The 16,618-nt window shown below is 41.8% G+C and carries 19 protein-coding genes; 6 read left to right on the top strand and 13 right to left on the bottom strand.

Going from position 1 to position 16,618, the window contains the following annotated elements; genetic code table 11:
* Window positions 1–32: 32 nt before the first annotated feature.
* On the bottom strand, window positions 33–1,169 hold the full coding sequence (locus ACM9H2_RS05100) for a zinc-binding dehydrogenase (RefSeq protein ID WP_415488885.1): 1,137 nt from the start codon (window positions 1,167–1,169) through the stop codon (window positions 33–35).
* 102 nt (window positions 1,170–1,271) lie between these two features.
* On the opposite strand from ACM9H2_RS05100, the gene ACM9H2_RS05095 reads away from it, so the two are divergent.
* The 5 genes from ACM9H2_RS05095 to ACM9H2_RS05075 all read left to right on the top strand — a co-directional run bounded on the left by ACM9H2_RS05095 (window position 1,272) and on the right by ACM9H2_RS05075 (window position 4,943).
* Complete coding sequence (locus tag ACM9H2_RS05095; RefSeq protein ID WP_415488883.1) at window positions 1,272–2,414, top strand: hypothetical protein; 1,143 nt, start codon at window positions 1,272–1,274, stop codon at window positions 2,412–2,414.
* An 84-nt stretch (window positions 2,415–2,498) separates the two neighbouring features.
* A complete protein-coding gene (yciH, locus tag ACM9H2_RS05090; protein ID WP_415488881.1) occupies window positions 2,499–2,792 on the top strand; it encodes a stress response translation initiation inhibitor YciH in 294 nt (97 codons plus the stop codon).
* Window positions 2,793–2,828: 36 nt separating this feature from the next.
* Window positions 2,829–3,539, top strand: coding sequence for an SDR family oxidoreductase (locus tag ACM9H2_RS05085; protein WP_415488879.1), 711 nt, complete (start codon window positions 2,829–2,831; stop codon window positions 3,537–3,539).
* An 89-nt stretch (window positions 3,540–3,628) separates the two neighbouring features.
* Window positions 3,629–4,339 (top strand): cupin domain-containing protein, encoded by a 711-nt coding sequence (locus ACM9H2_RS05080; RefSeq protein ID WP_415488877.1) that lies wholly within the window; start codon window positions 3,629–3,631, stop codon window positions 4,337–4,339.
* 1 nt (window position 4,340) lies between these two features.
* Entirely contained in the window at window positions 4,341–4,943 is a 603-nt protein-coding gene (locus tag ACM9H2_RS05075) for a cupin domain-containing protein (RefSeq protein WP_415488875.1), read from the top strand.
* Here ACM9H2_RS05075 and ACM9H2_RS05070 read toward each other — a convergent pair.
* The 3 genes from ACM9H2_RS05070 to ACM9H2_RS05060 form a co-directional block, all read right to left on the bottom strand.
* The gene (locus ACM9H2_RS05070) at window positions 4,940–5,305 is read right to left on the bottom strand and encodes a Rieske (2Fe-2S) protein (RefSeq protein ID WP_415488873.1); all 366 of its coding nucleotides are present in this window, start codon (window positions 5,303–5,305) and stop codon (window positions 4,940–4,942) included. The two genes, ACM9H2_RS05075 and ACM9H2_RS05070, sit on opposite strands and share 4 nt — an antisense overlap.
* Before the next feature lie 5 nt (window positions 5,306–5,310).
* Window positions 5,311–6,414 (bottom strand): amidohydrolase family protein, encoded by a 1,104-nt coding sequence (locus tag ACM9H2_RS05065; RefSeq protein WP_415488871.1) that lies wholly within the window; start codon window positions 6,412–6,414, stop codon window positions 5,311–5,313.
* A gap of 85 nt (window positions 6,415–6,499) precedes the next feature.
* Window positions 6,500–7,063 carry a GNAT family N-acetyltransferase gene (locus tag ACM9H2_RS05060; RefSeq protein ID WP_415488869.1) on the bottom strand — a complete coding sequence of 188 codons (564 nt, stop codon included), beginning with the start codon at window positions 7,061–7,063 and terminating at the stop codon, window positions 6,500–6,502.
* 98 nt (window positions 7,064–7,161) lie between these two features.
* On the opposite strand from ACM9H2_RS05060, the gene ACM9H2_RS05055 reads away from it, so the two are divergent.
* Window positions 7,162–7,623 carry a deoxyuridine 5'-triphosphate nucleotidohydrolase gene (locus ACM9H2_RS05055; protein ID WP_415488867.1) on the top strand — a complete coding sequence of 154 codons (462 nt, stop codon included), beginning with the start codon at window positions 7,162–7,164 and terminating at the stop codon, window positions 7,621–7,623.
* On the opposite strand, the gene ACM9H2_RS05050 is transcribed toward ACM9H2_RS05055, so the two are convergent.
* From ACM9H2_RS05050 to ACM9H2_RS05010, 9 genes are all read right to left on the bottom strand, one after another.
* Window positions 7,618–10,032 carry a xanthine dehydrogenase family protein molybdopterin-binding subunit gene (locus ACM9H2_RS05050; RefSeq protein WP_415488865.1) on the bottom strand — a complete coding sequence of 805 codons (2,415 nt, stop codon included), beginning with the start codon at window positions 10,030–10,032 and terminating at the stop codon, window positions 7,618–7,620. The genes ACM9H2_RS05055 and ACM9H2_RS05050 overlap by 6 nt on opposite strands.
* Before the next feature lie 402 nt (window positions 10,033–10,434).
* Window positions 10,435–11,418, bottom strand: a complete 984-nt coding sequence (locus ACM9H2_RS05045; protein ID WP_415488863.1) for a 5,10-methylenetetrahydromethanopterin reductase — start codon at window positions 11,416–11,418, stop codon at window positions 10,435–10,437.
* On the bottom strand, window positions 11,406–12,158 hold the full coding sequence (locus tag ACM9H2_RS05040; protein WP_415488861.1) for a coenzyme F420-0:L-glutamate ligase: 753 nt from the start codon (window positions 12,156–12,158) through the stop codon (window positions 11,406–11,408). Before ACM9H2_RS05040 ends, ACM9H2_RS05045 begins: the two co-directional genes overlap by 13 nt.
* Before the next feature lie 170 nt (window positions 12,159–12,328).
* Entirely contained in the window at window positions 12,329–12,949 is a 621-nt protein-coding gene (engB, locus tag ACM9H2_RS05035; protein ID WP_415488859.1) for a GTP-binding protein EngB, read from the bottom strand.
* Between the two features lie 51 nt (window positions 12,950–13,000).
* Window positions 13,001–14,011, bottom strand: a complete 1,011-nt coding sequence (locus ACM9H2_RS05030) for an NOG1 family protein (RefSeq protein ID WP_415488857.1) — start codon at window positions 14,009–14,011, stop codon at window positions 13,001–13,003.
* An 80-nt stretch (window positions 14,012–14,091) separates the two neighbouring features.
* Window positions 14,092–15,219 carry a GMP reductase gene (locus ACM9H2_RS05025; protein ID WP_415488855.1) on the bottom strand — a complete coding sequence of 376 codons (1,128 nt, stop codon included), beginning with the start codon at window positions 15,217–15,219 and terminating at the stop codon, window positions 14,092–14,094.
* Window positions 15,220–15,339: 120 nt separating this feature from the next.
* Window positions 15,340–15,630 carry a phosphoribosyl-ATP diphosphatase gene (hisE, locus tag ACM9H2_RS05020; protein ID WP_415488853.1) on the bottom strand — a complete coding sequence of 97 codons (291 nt, stop codon included), beginning with the start codon at window positions 15,628–15,630 and terminating at the stop codon, window positions 15,340–15,342.
* 62 nt (window positions 15,631–15,692) lie between these two features.
* Entirely contained in the window at window positions 15,693–16,319 is a 627-nt protein-coding gene (gene pdxT, locus ACM9H2_RS05015) for a pyridoxal 5'-phosphate synthase glutaminase subunit PdxT (protein ID WP_415488851.1), read from the bottom strand.
* A gap of 34 nt (window positions 16,320–16,353) precedes the next feature.
* Window positions 16,354–16,515: a preprotein translocase subunit Sec61beta gene (locus ACM9H2_RS05010; protein ID WP_415488849.1), complete on the bottom strand. Its 162-nt coding sequence runs from the start codon at window positions 16,513–16,515 to the stop codon at window positions 16,354–16,356.
* Window positions 16,516–16,618 lie beyond the last annotated feature (103 nt).

The following is a 16,618-nucleotide window of genomic DNA, read 5'->3' as shown; positions in this document are numbered from 1 at the left end:
TATGAGAGTTGATATTTAATAAATATAACTGGTTATTTTGGAGGCAGGATGACTTGTCTAATTGCAGATCCGCCTTCTTCTAATGCCTCCATTGCTTCATTGATCTCAGAAAGTGGACGTTTGCTGCTGATCATTTCTTTTAACGACATATGCCCTGCCACAACTAGATCTGCTAGCATGGGGATTGCTGTTTGAAGACTGTAAGACCCATTAAAGGATCCAATTATAGATTTTTCCCGTACGACCATCTCATATAGATTGAGATTGACTGTATGTTTTTTTGCAGGAGTTGTTCCGACTAGGACTACAGATCCTGTAGAGTGAAGAGATTCCACTGCCTGTTCGACGACTTTTGGATTTCCAACAACATCAAACGCATAATCTACGCCGCGTCCATCGGTTATTTGTTTGATTCGGTCTACAGGATCTTCTTCACTGGCATTGATTATGTGGGTCGCGCCGAGATTTTTGGCTACTTGGAGTTTCTCAGGGATCATGTCTACTGCAATAATAGTTACCGCTCCACGGACCACAGCCCCTTGTAGAGCGCTCAATCCAACGCCCCCTGCTCCAAAGATGGCGACTGATGCTCCTGCTTCGATGTTTGCCGTGTTCATCACAGCCCCCGCTCCAGTAAATACACCGCATCCTAAAAGAGTTGCTTCATCTAAGGGGAGTTTATCGTTGATTTTAATTGCTACTTCTTCAGTTACATTGGTAAACTGTGTAAAGGATGAAACTCCATGGCAGTGGTATATTTTTTCTCCATCCCGGTAGAATCTACGTTCCCCAGTGCGGAGAGTTCCTGCGTGGCGGGATGTTAGCCTTGCATTGCATAAATTAGATCTTCCCTGTCTACAATATTCACAGATACCACATGCGGGCCTTCCAAGCACTACGTGATCTCCAGGAGATAGAGTGGTAACAGAATCTCCGACTTGACGTACGATTCCAGCTCCTTCATGCCCCATTACGAGGGGATACTGTTCATTGATATTTCCTAATGCCATGGCAACGTCAGTATGACATAAACTTCCGGCAACAATTTGTACTAAGACTTCTTCGCCGGTGGGCTCTTCCACTTCTATTTCACAAATAGTAGCAGGTCTTGATTCAGTGAATTTTCCATTACTAGTTGGTTTTTCGAGGATAGCTGCTATTGATTCCATGGGGGTTTATTCTTCATTTAGAGACTTAACTTCGTTTATAGGAGCTTAGAAGAGGGTTGAGAGGGAAAAGTGATAAGTAGGTGTAAGGGTTGCAAAGGAGATATGACTCGGGTTATCACTGAAGAGGATATTGCTGAAAATCTACAGGTAACAGAGATTATTTCTGCGGTCGAAAGAATGTTTGTTGGTTTTGGAGAAGAGATGGCTGCGACAGATACTCGAGAAGATATTCTGAGTCCTCAATCTATTTCTGGAGAAGATATTGATGCGAAATCACATCTATTGAAAACTATGGGCGGGGTAGTACCATCATTGGAAGTTGGTGCCATAAGAATTAATTCAAACATAGTAACATGGAAAACTAGAGAGGGGAAACGAACTAAAAATAAAATACCAGGAGATAGTGGAAAGTACACAGGTTTGGTTTTGTTGTTTAGTACTAAGACTGGGGAATTATTGTCCATATTTCCAGATGGGATTATTCAGACTTACCGAGTAGCTGCGACAAGTGCAATTGCAGCAAAATATTTAGCTATAGAAGATAGCAATCGGGTTGGTATTTTAGGAACAGGCCCCCAAGCTAGGGCCCATTTGCTAGCTTTTGAGGATATATATGGGATAGAAAGTGCAAAAATATACTCCCCAACTTCAAAGAATCGAGAAATATTTGTTTCTTCAATGAGGGACGAGACGGATATGGATTTGGTTGCTACGACCACTCCTGAAGAAGTTTTTCAAGAGGTGGACATCATACAATGTGCAACTAATTCGTTGGATCCAGTATTCAATATGGAATGGGTTTCAGAAGGAACCCACGTAGGGGTATTAAATGGGAAAGAGCCCCCAACTGATTTTTTCCAAGAGGGGATGTTTGACGTATTTGTACAATCGTGGCCGAAGATCAAGATTTATGAAGAAATTGGAACTACAGTTAAAGAACGAAAGATACCAGCTAAGAATATTAATTACTATGTAGTGGGAGACCCAGCAAGAATACCAGAATTTTCCGTAGATAATACGGAGGAATCTGATCGGATTGAATGGGACAGGGTTCCAAGTTTGCACGAGGCAATAATGGGGAATATAAAAAGAGAAAAATTAGAAGATAGAACGGCGTTTTATAATCGGGGTTTTGGGGCGCAGTTTGCAGCTGCGGGATGGGCTTTACATCAGCTAGCAGAAAGAGAGGAAATAGGACACATAGTTCCAACCCAATGGTTTGAGCAAGAAATACAAGGGACATGAGGATTGCAGAGAAGGGAATTGATAGTAAGAATCCACATCGAGTCCCCCGATAGTCTTTAGTAGATAGATTGGTTATAAATTGCAATGGCAGAGATCTGCTCAACGTGTGGGTTACCCGAGGAGCTTTGCATTTGCGAGGACGTGGCGAAAGAATCTCAGCAAATAACAATTCGGACAGATACTAGAAGATATGGTAAAGCAGTGACGGTTATCCAAGGTTTTGATCCAAAGGATGTTGATCTCGGGAGCCTTGCTTCATCTCTAAAAGCTAAGTTTGCTTGTGGAGGTACCGTTGAAAATGGATCAATAGAATTGCAAGGAGACCATACTGCAAGAGTTATAAAATTCCTTCAAGAGAAGGGATTTACCGTGGCATAAGACCTATTGGGTAGAAAGAAGTAGGCTAAATCATAGATGGTTAATGAAAAAGTTGCAGTTTTGATTGCTGCAGGGACGGGGATGGGTGCAGATGCAGCTAAAAAATTAGCTTCAGAGGGATTTAAAGTATCAATACTTTCGTCCTCTGGGAAAGGAGAAACGTTGGCGAAAGAACTAGGAGGATTTGGAGTGACAGGGTCCAATCAATCGAAAGTTGACATAAAGAAACTTATTGATGGCACAATTGATAGATGGGGAAGGGTAGATGTTCTAGTAAATAGTGCAGGTCATGGTCCCAAAGGTCCGATTCTAGATATTTCAGATGAGGAGTGGTACAAGGGTATGGACACATATTTGATGAATGTGGTTCATGCTGCCCAATTAGTTACCCCTATTATGCAATCCCAAAAATCCGGGGTCATAATTAACATATCTACTTTCGCAGTATTTGAACCAGATCCCATGTTTCCTACTTCAGTTATATTTAGGTCTGCTTTGGCGGCATTCACTAAATTATTTGCAGATGAATATGCTTCTAAAAATATTAGGATGAACAATATATTACCAGGTTTTATTAATAGCAAGGGTTTGCCCGAAAAAGAGGAAATTAAATCTAGAATTCCATTGAATCGATATGGAACGACTGAGGAAATATCTAGTTTGGTGAGCTTTTTAGCATCTGATGGGGCAGCATACATCACAGGTCAGAATATTCGAGTGGATGGTGGCATTACCAGATCAATTTAAAGTCATATTAGTTCCCGGTTGGAATGCAAAAATAAAACGTCATCATTTAGATAGATCAAGGACTAACACATCATACGGATTAAAAGATTATGTGCAATGATCACCCTCATAGAACAGATGGCGGAAAAAGTATAACGGTGCAGCAAGCAGTAGATGCTGCTTATGAAAAAACGTTTCCCGGGAAAAGGACTTACGTAACAGCTTTAGAAACAGATAGATATGATTATAAAGATGTCTGGAAGAGCCTCAGAGATCCTGAAAAGAGATTGATCAGAGGGAGTGAAATACCAATGAAGGCCAAATCTTCACCACCACAAGGATCTCAAACGTGGGGGAAACAGCTTGTAAGGCCCTGGTCGGGGATCACCCAGTCATTACAGTTACATTATAGAGTTCTAGCTCCCGAAAGCCATGGGAAAAAACACTACCATCAGAATGAAGCCATGTTGTATATTTTAGAAGGGGAGGGATATGAAATCCATGATGGTCAAGAGTATAAGTGGGAAGCAGGAGACCTTGCAATCATAAGAGGGGGGACTGTTCATCGCCACTATAGTTCAGATCCAGAAAACCTATGCAAAGGTCTAATTATAAAACCAAAGGCAGTGTGTCAATTTTTGCATCTGTTATATCAGGGATTTGCAGAGAATTATCCCTCAGAAAGGTGTCGTGTTGACCCAGAATGGACGCCTGATGAACTTTGGACAGATAAAAAGCAATTGTATCATGCAGGAGATTTACTAGATGTAATATCACATAAAGAAGGTGCACAAAAAGAACGTCTTAAGGAGAGGGTATAAAATGGCAAAGGAATACACACACAAAGAAGAAAGGTTGTCATACAATAAAGGAGAAAAGGTGGCTTCGTATTATGGTGAAGCAATAGAAACATCAAAACAGAATCCTATGGCACAGCATGGGAGTGGGCCTGATAAAAAGGTCATCAAACCGGAAGAAATGCCTTGGGAATATTCCCAACAGGGTATCCTGAAACATGTTATAAATGAGAAGTTGGCCAAGGAACTGGGCGCTTCTGTTAGAGGGACCGACATATACATGCAAGTCATACCTCCAGGGGGGAGATCTGGAAAGCATCGTCATATGAGCGAAGAATTGATTTTTGTGATAGAAGGGGAAGGATATGACCTACACTGGGATCCTACGTTACACGTGGGGCAGGATGTTGCACATTGGACATATCCAGAAGAAGCACTGAGGTTTGATTGGATACCAGAAGATGTGATATATATTCCAACAAATACGGTCCACCAACATTTTAATAAAAGTCAAGAAGTCCCTGCAAGAATTCTATGCTGCCAAAGTAGACTTTATAATACACTTGGTTATGGGATGGAAGATTTAGAACAATTCGAAAATGCACCAGAATACGAAGAAACTGATTAAGACTCAATATAGATTAAATCATTTTCTATGAGAAGTTTGTATGGTTTTAAGCTCATATCAGGAAATGATAAACACTTTCCAGAGGGGATATGATATTGGAGTTGGTGCCATGGACAGCTGACTACTTCTCCTTGATAATCCCATGCTAGTTGAAAATTATTTTCGCGTTTTCCATAAAGAGTTCCTTCGTTAATTGTACCATTACTACATAAAGGCCCATATTGATGGGGGCAAACATTGGGTATTGCATGGAAATCTCCATCAATATTGAATAGTCCGATCTCAACCCTACCTATCCTAACTATTTTATGACCACCAGGAGAGATGTCTTTGGTCTTAGCCACTAGATGTTTTTTTACCATAGTTATTAGATATTATAGAGTTTTTTGGCATTTAGACCCCATATTTTTTCTTTGGCTTCTTTGGAAATGGGCATAGATTGAATTGCACCTGCATCGTCCCAGTCGTGATGTGGAATATCTGTTGCAAATACAGCAGTCTCTTCCCCATTGACTTGGTCGAGGAGAACGGCTAATTCTGCAGGGTTTTCAGGTACTTCAATTGGGTGAGTCCCAATATAAAATTCATCGATGTATTCAGAGGGTCTTTTCTCGAGAAGGGGTGCTTGTTCCCTATGTTGCATGTATTCTCGGTCGAGACGATACGCCGTCATGGGCATCCAAGATAATCCAGCTTCGAGGAAAACGAATTTGAGTTCGGGATAGAGTACAGGAATTCCCTCATTTACGATGTGCATGCAATTTACTACAAGGGATAGCTCGTGTGCAAGAGTATGTCTTGTTAAATAAGGTAATTTATGCATATTGAATGGGAATTCGGGGAAATCTACACCTACGCTGTGGAATGCAATTGGTAGAGAATGTTCGGATGCAGCTTCCCAAATAGGACGATATGTGGAATGTCCATACGTTCGATCTAAACCTCCAATTGGTAGGAAAATGGCCTTCATTTGTTTCTCGTTTGCCACTCTATCAATTTCTTCTGCTGCGGCATGGGGATCGTGGGGGGCTACTGCAATGGCACCTATTAAGGCATCACTTTGGTCGAGAAATCGGTCAATCAGATAATCATTGTACGCGCTGGCAAAAGCGTTGGCGTACTCGACAGATTGTAATATGGGAATTTTAAGAGCATTTTCCCCAAAAAGAACTCCAACGTCAACATGATATTTCTTTAGTTCTCGTTCCGTGTTTTCCCCATTGGTTAGGTCGGGCCGTTTGGCGTGCTTAGATGCAGGAGAGTTTCTGAAAATATCGCCTAGCTTCATTCCAGGCATAAAACCAGAGGTATCCCTGTATCGATAGGATTTTTCATAGCTACGAACTGCGTCATCGTAAGGAGATTCAAAGTATTTCGCCATGAGACCGGGAGTCTCCTCGATGTGGACGTCATTGTCTACAACGAAGACATCTTCTAAAGGACTTTTGGGGGCAGATTCTGATTTAACCATGAGAATATATTTAGATAAGAATTTGAGGTATAAATAAATTCTCTTAAAAATATAGAATCAGTAGGATGTAGAGTACTGAATGAACTTAAGTGACGAGTAGATCTAACACCAAAACTAGTGCGTCTTCTCCGTCGGCATAATAACCAGATAGGGAATGGTGGAATGAAAATCCAAATCGATTATAAAGGGAGATGGCAGTTTTGTTTCCTTTTCTCACTTCAAGTTTTACTTTTTTGATTTCTTGTGATTTAAAATCGTCCAAAATTCGAGATATCAACTGGGTTGCAATCCCATTCCCACGCCAGGGAGGGGATACAGCTAAATCTTTTATGTGCCCAAGGGGAGAATCATCTTCTAATATTACGTCTGCTATGATGAAACCTATTGGCGAAGGATAGGTATTAGAAAGGGGCAAAATGTCGTCGATGAGAGAATTTTCAGTGGGTACAGTTGCTACTAAAAATCCAGGGGTTGCAAGAAAATAATTGAAAATATCAAAAGTCCAGGGAGAAGGGCACGATAATCGTTCTATTTGGAGTATATCGAGTAGATCTTCTTGTCTTGCGTGGCGAATCGATATCCGGTTATCAGTAACATCTGCAAGAGGTATCAGATCAACATTGGAAGACTCTATGAAATTTTCCACCATAGTCTCACAGCATATTTGTTTGCGTGTGATAAAAAAGACGTGGTACAGATAAAATTGAGTTCGGCAGGGTTATTTCCATTGCGTCGAACCGGAATCACATGTTTGAATCAGGTCAATTTGTTGCGGAGCATGTAGAGCCAATTGAAGATGTTCAAATTCAACCGAATGGTGTTGATCTAACCCTTTGTTGTGTTTTTGTTCAGACGGCAGGGGGCAGTATAGAAAAGGGAGGGAAAAAAATTGGAGATCGGGAAGAGATAGAACCTCAAGATGGTCAGTATACCTTGCAACCAGGGGGTTACATAGTTAGATATTTTGAAACGGTGAATATTCCAGAAGGCCATGTGGGATTTATCTACCCCCGTTCTTCATTACTTCGGAATTCGTGTATGATCAATACTGCAGTGTGGGATTCTGGTTACAAAGGAAAGGGAGAGAGTTTTTTGCAGGTTTACAAGGGAATAGACATAGAAAGAAGGTCTAGAGTCGCACAGATAGTTTTTGCTCGTGCAGAGAATACAGGTTTGTATGCAGGAGGATATCAGGGAGAAAATCTATAGCTCTGTTAATCCAGCTTCGACCAAGCGGGGGAGAACATGCCGAGGGGTTAAAGGGCCCTCGAAAAATCGAATTCCAGTGGCATCATAAACTGCATTCGCAATAGCCGCAGGGACAGGGACAGTAGAACATTCACCGGCTCCTTTTTGGCCATGGGAAGTAGAAGGATCTGGATTTTCAAGTTCATCTATTTTAGTAATCATAGGTACGTCTGCGGCAGTGGGTAGATGGTAATCGACTAGAGATCCGTTTTCTAGGTTTCCATTTGAATCGTAAACCATCTCCTCGAGTAGTATTTCGCCTAAGCCATGTATAATCCCACCTTGGGTTTGTCCTTCTAGGAGTTTTGGATTGATCAGTTTTCCCACATCTTCACATATTGCTGCGTCGACTACCTGGACAACTCCGGTTCCAGGATCTATTTCCACTATGACCCCAAAGGCTCCAAAAGTATATCCATGGGAAATATTTCCAGTCCCAGTTTCAGGATCTAAGAATTCTGCTTCAAGTGTTTCGAACTTGGCGGCCCCCACCAACGATACACCTTTTCTGAAAATTTCTGGACGGTCCTCGGGATCACCAAATGTGGCTTTGTGAGCTAGTTCTTTCATAGTGATTCCGTTATCAGAGTTCCCTTTTTCGTGGATGAGACCATTTTCAATTTCTACATCATCCTCATTTATTTTTAAGAGCCAAGCTGAAAGTGAAACGATAGTCTGCTTTAGATTTTCTGCGGCCATTGCGGCAGAGGTTCCGCCCATAATAGTTCCACGATCTGCCCAAACGCCCATATCATCAGGGGTTATATCGGAGTCACCAATAACAGGAGTCACGTCATCGGTGGAGATCCCAAGGACGTCGGCTACAATTTGACAAAGTGCAGTTTCAGTTCCCTGTCCTATACTGCAAATACCCGAGAAAACCGTGACTTGTCCGTAATGATTCATCTGAACTATTGCAGAGGAATAATCAGCTCCTTTGGCACTTTTATTCCCTGCTCGTTTCATGATTGTTGCCATACCAATGCCGCGGAGTTTTCCATCATTGGTCTTGGGACTACTGCGTTCTTTGTCCCAGTTAAGTCGATCCCGAACTATATGGAGGCATTCAGGCATATCAGAGTTTACCCATTTAAGCCCAGATGGTGTTCGAAGGGGCATGTCTTCTATTCGAGGGACATTTTTTAGTCGGAGATCGATTGGGTCCATTCCCAGTTCTTCTGCCGCCATATCAACTAGTTGTTCTCGCACATAGGTGAATTGGGGATCTCCATATCCTCTTACTGCAGATCCTGGCATTACATTTGTATATACGACAGATCCAGTGATGCGTTGATTTGGAATGGGATAGGGACCAGAGCAAGTAGCCATCGCTGAAAATGCGATCGTCTTTCCAAAACTCCCATAAGCACCTGTATTTTGGAACATATCGATATCCATTCCGACAATGGTGCCATCATTTTTCAAGCCTAACTTTGCTGTGAACGTTTCGGGGTGCCTTCCCCGTCCGGCTTTTAATTCTTCTATCCGGTCTAGAACCATATTAACTGGTTTTCCAGTTACCATGGCAAGTACTGATGCACATATTTCGTGGGAAAACAGCTCTAGTTTGACACCGAACCCACCTCCAATATCTGGCATTTTGCAGACTACTTGTTCCACTTCTAGATTGAGGATGGTATCTGCGACATACTTTCTCAATAAATGTGGTACTTGGTTTGAAGACCATAGTGTTAGTTTAGGAGCGGCTCGGTCATAGTGAGCAACGCATCCATGAGGTTCTAAAGGAGAGGGATTGGTTTTGTGTGTTTTAAAAGAACCTTCTACGATTATATCAGCGTCTGATAGAGGATCCTCATAATTTCCTACATGAACATGGCAAGTGTTTAGGAGATTTCCTTTAACTTCACAATTGGGATCGTCGCTTAAAGTGGGATGGATGACAGGGGCGCCTTCAGCTAGTGCATCTTCGATTCCAACGACTGCGGGTAGTTTTTCATACTCAACACGGACTAAGTCGACTGCTTCGATGGCTATATTTTTGGTTTTTGCCAATACAATGGCAACTTCATCGCCAACATAACGTACTTTGTCAGATGCTAGAGCTTCCTCATCTGCCCGGGTGAGACTAGGGTGGCCAAATGGTTTTACATATGGATCGATATCCTCGGCAGTCCAAACTAGTTCGACTCCAGGGTATGCTTTTGCATCACTTGTATCAATTGAAATTATACGGGCATGGGCGTGGGGACTTCTTACGAATCTTGCATAAAGCATCCCGGGGAGATGAAGATCGTCGATGAATTGTCCTTGTCCGGTGACTAATTTTTTGCCCAATTTACTGTTAACGCTCTTCCCAATTTCACGATTTTTGAGAAGGTCTTGATCAGATAAGATTGCTTGACTACTCATGTAAACTTCCTATAGTGAATTTTGTGTTTTGCTCGTATATGGGTGTTACGCAGTTGGGCAGCTCTTCGAATATGTGACAATATGAGAATTTTTCATAGAGAGTGTGTGGAGAGGCCCTCACCAGATTTTGCAATCTTCACATAAAAAATTCTCTTCTTCGATCCAATAAACAGGAGCTGCAGTACCACAAGAATTGCAGACTGTATTGGGTCGAGAGGTTGAATAAACAATGGTGAATAAACTTGGAGAGTGGGTCTCTGGAATCTCAGAGGAGGTTTCAGGAGGGGAGGGAGGATCAGAGGTGGTTATAGAAGGGGGAGAGTGGGCTTTCTGAAAATCATCTAAGGAATGATTAACCGGCATTAACTGGTATTGAGTTTAAGAAGATATAACATAAAGGAATTAATCTAAGAAGGAGCCTATCGTGGAAATTGCAGTTGCGGGGTCAGGTCCAAGGGGATAGCCCACCACAATACTTCCAGTACGATCGTATATTTCTGCAAGTCGTGTGGATACCACTTCGGAGGTCCCAGATATGCTGAAAGTATTAAGCATATCATCAGTTACTTTTTTAAATGCTTGCTGGAAATCTCCTTCTTGGATTAAATTGCGAATGGAATTTGCAATTGAAGAGTCAATATTATGAGATTGTAGAAGTGTTGTTGATGCACCAGCAACTATGAAAGCCACAGAGGGGCGAGAAGCGGATTTTGCCTTAGAAGAATTAGAATCAACGCTAACACATACATGTGCAGAAAAATCAAATTCATCAGAGGAACGTTTAGTAGAGGACAGGCAAGTATCAGCATATTCAATTGCGGCAGATATGTCGTGATAGTTAGTAGCGTTAAAAAGCGTTCCTTCAGCTATTTCGGTGCTCAATTTTAGAATATTTTTCCCCTGAGTTCCTACATAAATGGGGATATTACCAACCGTAAAATTTAGACGTGCGTTATGGATGATTAGATTCGTTTCGGGGTTCTCATAAGTGACTTGGTTTCCGGTCCAAAGGGACCGAAGAATCTCGACTGTTTTAGACAGTTGAAGGAGGATGTCAGTGTGTTTGAGTCCAAAATGGGAGAGTGTAGATCGGTCTCCAGCCCCAATTCCGAGAATTGCTCGCCCATTGCTAAGTTCCCAGAGAGTTGCCATTTGAGAAGCTAAAGTTAGAGGATGGGTCGTGTAGGGATTTACCACTCCAGGACCAATTTTTATCGAGTTTGTTGAGTTTGCGATTTGGGCTAGAGTCAAAAAAGGGTCTCTATTATTATAATGGCAACTTGTAAAAATGGTATCAAACCCAGAAGACTCCGCCAATTCAGAGAGATTAGCAATCTCATGGGGCGGTAATTCGGGGGTTAATTCAATTGCTTTCAAGATGCCCACCTACGTAGGGCTTTTCGGACTACATCATCTTCGGGTTTTCGGAATAAATCTTGGTTTTCTGGGAATGGTCCAAAATCCCAATTTCGAACAATAACAACGGGAGTTCCACCATCTCCTTCTCCCATCAATAGATTTGCCGCAGAAGCTAGCTCATCCAAGATGCACTGTACCGTGACTTCTAATTCATGTCCTATTAGGTCGTGTTTTCCTCTCCAATCGCGATGGGCAGATATTCCTGCCCAACCAATAGCAACACCCACTTGACCATACCGGAAAGGTCTGCCACAAGTGTCAGTGATGATTACAGATACGTCGGTGGAGAATTGTTTTTTCAAGCCCATAGCACTATGAGAAGGATCAATAGGAAGGAGAAGAATATCGTGAGATCCTGTGTTAGATCGATCTATGCCAGCATTGACACAAATATGTCCAAAATGAGTTCTACACAGGATAAATGGTGACTCGATGAGAACCTCTGAACTTTCATCGAGAATGGCCTGTGCGAATCGAGGGTCTTTTGATTTCCCAGTGAGGGATTCGAGAGATTTTGCTATGGATTCTGCTCTTTTAGAAGGGGTAAAATTCGATAAATTTGTAGCCCTCCCCTCTGATTTTGAAATAATAGTACTAGCTATAAGAATAATATCTCCATCGATTAAGTCAATATTTTTTTCAACATGAGAAGGAATGTTATCACCAGGTCTTATCTCAGGTATTCCTTCAACGGTGAAAAGTTCCATGGGCGTGTATGGTGCTGCAGAAGCATAAGCTCAAATAATACAACATCAAAAGGAAAAAGTGAATTTCAAAGGGGTAATAATAATAGGTGGTGGTGATGACGAAGGTTACCCCCACTAAGCTCAGTGTGGCGAAACTAATTTACCGAGCCACCTTTTGATTTTGAGAAGATTTATTTGAAATATTGTAGAAAGTCGTCGTGTTTTGCGTCATGCAATATAGTGCGTAGAATAGACAGCAACGGGGAGAGGTCATCTTTTTTTGCACAGATGGGTGCGATTACATCTGACCATTGTTTCCAGGGGGACGGGAGACCGAAACTATTGGAGATATCGTCTAATGTGGCATCTAGATTACTGATTTTATCTATTTTGTTTATAGCCAAAATAGTCGGTATTTCGAGGTCAATTAAGAAATTGTAAAAATCGATGTCGTGGGGTACATCTCCACGAGATACGTGACGATCTATGATTTCTATTGCGCTGTTTCCATCGATAACGAGTATGGCCGCGAGTATTGAATTTGAATTAGACTCTATGTACTGAACTACGTCGGTTTTTATTGTTTCCCTATACGCATTTTCGACGCCAGACATGAACCCAAATCCGGGTAGGTCTGTGATCAAGAAATTGTGTGCGGAAAAATCATAAAAATTGGGCTTTCTTGTTACTCCGGGTTTTTTTCCAGTTCGGAATGCACGCCCAGTTATCTTTCTCATTAAAGTGGATTTACCTACGTTAGATCGCCCAACAAGTATGATTTCGGAGTCCCTGTTAGGACGTCCTTGGAACATGTCCATTAATTTTCCCCGATTGTTAAGAGTTTCTTGTTTTTTAGCAGAGTTCTAGGGGGGGTGAGAAGTTGACCAAAGATCCGATATAGGGATAGAAGATATGGCTTGTTTAATCAAGTCAGAGGGGGATAGGATTTGTGGTTCAGTTAGAGTTTGGAGATCAAGAGTATCAGAGGGATCAGAAGAGATACAAAGATAATAATCAGATTCTACATTTGTAGATAGATCGGATTTGCTACACACAGTGAGGAGGGTTATTTCAAATTGGGACTTAATTTCGTCGCGTAAGCTCAACTGGTTTTCTAGTGAATAGCCACATGTTTCACTGGCATCTATGAAAAATAAAATACAATCTGCAACATATCTGAGTGCGCTTATGGCTTGTTTTTCTATATCGTTTCGGTCGGACATGGATCGATCCAACAATCCAGGAGTATCTATGAGTTGGTATCGAATGCGGTTTTGTTCTATGTGACCTACTAGAACTCCACGTGTTGTGAAAGGGTAGGAAGCAATCTCATTCCTTGCGTTTGTAGTGACATTTACGAAAGAAGATTTACCAACATTAGGATATCCTGCAACCACAACAGTTGGGATGTCAGGATCAATTGTGGGAAGGTGCCTGAGTGAATCCCTAGCTTCAGATAAGGTTATTAACTCACTTGAAACGCCTCGTACGACAGAAGCCATTCGGGCAAACGCCTGTCTTCGGATTGCCCTTGCTTGTTCTAGGTTGGTCCCTATAAGAGAACTTTGATGCTCACGGCCTATGTCTTTTGTTTTAATGGATGCCCATTGAATTTTCCCAAGACTTTTTCTCAAAGTGTCTACCTCGACAAGGATGTCGGCTAAGTCATAGTAAAAAGGGCTAATTGAATCGAAATCGGGCCACGATTGGACTATATGCTCAAGATTATCAGAAAGGATATTAGAAGACGTCCGGAGCATGGACCGTTGAGCTTGGACTCCATATTGTGCCTTTCCAACTCTCGCCGCTTTTGAAAAGGCTTTATCTAAAAGTTCTTCGGAAGTAGGAGTGGTAGGTAGGGACTCGAACTCCATAGGACCTGTATTATTTCAGATGATAAAAAGAAGGTTAGTTCGAAATGCGCAAAAATGCCACGATAAGGTATAAATTGGGATCAATCGCCGATTGTACTTTCTTCGTAACGAGTATTGTACTGGCGTGCGGTGGTGACAAATGTGGTACATTTTGAAAGCTGTTTAAGTTTTCTTGCACCTACATAAGTACAGGCACTTCTAATGCCACCCAAAATATCTTGAACTGTTGTTTCTACTTCGCCTCTGTAGGGTACTAATGCAGTTCTGCCTTCAGAAGATCGATAATCTTTGAGCCCTCCGAAATGTTTCTCGTTTGCCGTTTTAGAACTCATCCCATAGAATTCAACGAATGTTTTTGGTTTGATTACGGGGGCGTAAGAATTAGTATCTTTATCCAAAGTATATTCACCATCGTTGTGATATTTAGTGACTATGTCCCCGCCTCCTTCATTGTGGCCAGCTAGCATGCCCCCGATCATAACGAAATCTGCTCCTCCAGCAAAGGCTTTTACCACGTCACCGGGGAAAACACATCCGCCGTCTGCTATGATATGTCCATTTAGTCCATGGGCCGCATCGGCGCACTCGATAACGGCAGAGAGTTGGGGATAGCCAACACCTGTTTTGATTCGAGTAGTGCATACACTTCCAGGTCCAATACCAACTTTAATAATATCTGCGCCATTGAGAAGGAGTTCCTGTGTTTGGTCTGCAGTTACTACATTTCCCGCGATGATAACTACATCGGCGTAATCGTCTCGGAGGGTGGAGATGAAATCGACAAAACGTTCGGAATAACCATTTGCAACATCTACACAGATATATTTGAGATCGGTGCCTACTTCTTTTTTAACAGAAGCGAACTTTTCAAGTTCGGGAGACGTGATTCCGATGCTCATAGCGGTGGATTCTTTCAGATTAGAGTTTGTAGTGAAAACGTCAGTGAGTTCGGCGGAATCATAGCTTTTTATTAAACATGTGAAGAGCTGTTGAGAGGACAAACTTTGGGCCATAGGAATAGTACCTACGCCATCCATATTTGCAGCCATGATGGGAATTCCATCGTAGTGTATATCTGTGTTGGATAGATAATTTCGGAAGCTAAATTTGCGTGTGAGGTCGACTTTTTTTCTCGATCCTAAAGTAGATCTCTTGGGCCGAATTAAAACGTCTTCATATCCAAGTTTTGGATCGGTTTCAATTCGCATATAAAGATACCTCAGAGTAAATCTCGCAGATGGAGATACTATATTTCACAGAGTACATATACCAGAATAAGTTAAAAAAAGTACGGCTATAACTCTACTGATTTCACTGTGGAGTGCATATCAATTCCGTCTGTTTTCAAGCTCTGATAAGAGGTCGTCTATGTGTGCACCTTTCATGGATAACAGAACTAATAAGTGGTACACTAAATCTGCCGCTTCGCGGATTAGTTCTTGGGAATTGTTATTTTTTGCTGCCAGGATTAACTCAGTGGATTCTTCCCCTATTTTCTCAAGGACTGCGTTTTCACCTTTTTCATGAAGAAAAAGAGAAGAGGTATAAGAACCTTCGGGGAGCTCTTCTTTACGCTGTTCGATCACAGTGAAAAGTTGATCTAGAACGGATTGTTTCATAAGAGTTGGTAAAGTTATTCCTCCAAAATATAAGGCATTTTGGAATCTATATTGTCGATCATTTATTTTATTTGGGTTTTTGAATGGGGAGAAGTAGTTCCGAAAAATGCGAGATCGTGAATGCGCAAGTCGGAGGTTAACTCCGGGTGGAAAGAGGTTCCAATAATATTATTTTGGCGAATTGCGACTGGCTTCCCTTCATATTCGGCCAAGATTTCAACATTATTTGAGACAGTTTCTACCGCAGGGGCACGGATAAAAACAGCAGGGAATGGGTCAGTTAAGCCAATGACGGGTAAATCGGTTTCCAAACTATCAATTTGCCTACCGAATGCATTTCGGTTTATACTCACATCCAATAGATTCAACGTTTTAACACGAGGATCATTGGCATTGGACGATGCGACTATTAGTCCAGCACAAGTGACGAGAAGGGGTTTTCCAGATGCGGCGTAAGAAATGATTTCAGAAGAGAGATCTATATCATCAATGAGTCTAGATATGGTTGTTGATTCACCCCCAGGTATAGCTAAAAAATCGCATTTTGGGATAAGTCCAGGTTGCCGAATTACAAGTGTGTCTATGGAGATATTTCGGTGGGCGCCGAGTCTAGAGATTGCACCGATATGCTCACTAACATCTCCCTGGACACCTATTACACCTGCAACTAGATTTTGGGAAGAGGACATTGGAATTAATTAACAGCTGTAACTTATTGAAGAATTATATAGTCCAATTAAGCACTAATATCCCCAGGCCGAACACAATACAAATTGCCAGTGCTGTTTTTGGATCCATATGAATTGCATTTTTGGATTCTGCGTCGAAATAGCGGACTAATCCCGCGCTCGATTGAAGTCCACCTGAACTTTTTTGTTTTTTCATGCTCATGAATTGGATTCAACTAGCCTAAATCTTTCGGCATAGGCAGATCTTGGTTTAATCTGGCTAAGAAATCCTTATTCCGTGGGAGAGCATTAGCCAGGGT

This window comes from Candidatus Hikarchaeum yamanae (assembly GCF_009889665.1).
GTDB classification, from domain to species: Archaea; Halobacteriota; Halobacteria; order Halobacteriales; family Hikarchaeaceae; genus Hikarchaeum; species Hikarchaeum yamanae.
The sequence above is the reverse complement of the archived record's forward strand: the minus strand, read 5'-3'. Positions and strand labels throughout refer to the sequence as shown.

What these genes read in the sequence shown, in the direction of transcription:
- pdxT (WP_415488851.1), bottom strand. Translation starts at nt 16,319, where the DNA reads ATGTCCTCTTCCCAAAATCTAGTTGCAGGTGTAATAGGTGTCCAGGGA.
- ACM9H2_RS05095 (WP_415488883.1), top strand. Translation starts at nt 1,272, where the DNA reads ATGACTCGGGTTATCACTGAAGAGGATATTGCTGAAAATCTACAGGTA.
- ACM9H2_RS05100 (WP_415488885.1), bottom strand. Translation starts at nt 1,169, where the DNA reads ATGGAATCAATAGCAGCTATCCTCGAAAAACCAACTAGTAATGGAAAA.
- hisE (WP_415488853.1), bottom strand. Translation starts at nt 15,630, where the DNA reads ATGAAACAATCCGTTCTAGATCAACTTTTCACTGTGATCGAACAGCGT.
- ACM9H2_RS05085 (WP_415488879.1), top strand. Translation starts at nt 2,829, where the DNA reads ATGGTTAATGAAAAAGTTGCAGTTTTGATTGCTGCAGGGACGGGGATG.
- ACM9H2_RS05040 (WP_415488861.1), bottom strand. Translation starts at nt 12,158, where the DNA reads ATGGAACTTTTCACCGTTGAAGGAATACCTGAGATAAGACCTGGTGAT.
- ACM9H2_RS05080 (WP_415488877.1), top strand. Translation starts at nt 3,629, where the DNA reads ATGTGCAATGATCACCCTCATAGAACAGATGGCGGAAAAAGTATAACG.
- engB (WP_415488859.1), bottom strand. Translation starts at nt 12,949, where the DNA reads ATGTTCCAAGGACGTCCTAACAGGGACTCCGAAATCATACTTGTTGGG.
- ACM9H2_RS05060 (WP_415488869.1), bottom strand. Translation starts at nt 7,063, where the DNA reads ATGGTGGAAAATTTCATAGAGTCTTCCAATGTTGATCTGATACCTCTT.
- yciH (WP_415488881.1), top strand. Translation starts at nt 2,499, where the DNA reads ATGGCAGAGATCTGCTCAACGTGTGGGTTACCCGAGGAGCTTTGCATT.
- ACM9H2_RS05075 (WP_415488875.1), top strand. Translation starts at nt 4,341, where the DNA reads ATGGCAAAGGAATACACACACAAAGAAGAAAGGTTGTCATACAATAAA.
- ACM9H2_RS05010 (WP_415488849.1), bottom strand. Translation starts at nt 16,515, where the DNA reads ATGAAAAAACAAAAAAGTTCAGGTGGACTTCAATCGAGCGCGGGATTA.
- ACM9H2_RS05025 (WP_415488855.1), bottom strand. Translation starts at nt 15,219, where the DNA reads ATGCGAATTGAAACCGATCCAAAACTTGGATATGAAGACGTTTTAATT.
- ACM9H2_RS05070 (WP_415488873.1), bottom strand. Translation starts at nt 5,305, where the DNA reads ATGGTAAAAAAACATCTAGTGGCTAAGACCAAAGACATCTCTCCTGGT.
- ACM9H2_RS05065 (WP_415488871.1), bottom strand. Translation starts at nt 6,414, where the DNA reads ATGGTTAAATCAGAATCTGCCCCCAAAAGTCCTTTAGAAGATGTCTTC.
- ACM9H2_RS05050 (WP_415488865.1), bottom strand. Translation starts at nt 10,032, where the DNA reads ATGAGTAGTCAAGCAATCTTATCTGATCAAGACCTTCTCAAAAATCGT.
- ACM9H2_RS05055 (WP_415488867.1), top strand. Translation starts at nt 7,162, where the DNA reads ATGTTTGAATCAGGTCAATTTGTTGCGGAGCATGTAGAGCCAATTGAA.
- ACM9H2_RS05030 (WP_415488857.1), bottom strand. Translation starts at nt 14,011, where the DNA reads ATGGAGTTCGAGTCCCTACCTACCACTCCTACTTCCGAAGAACTTTTA.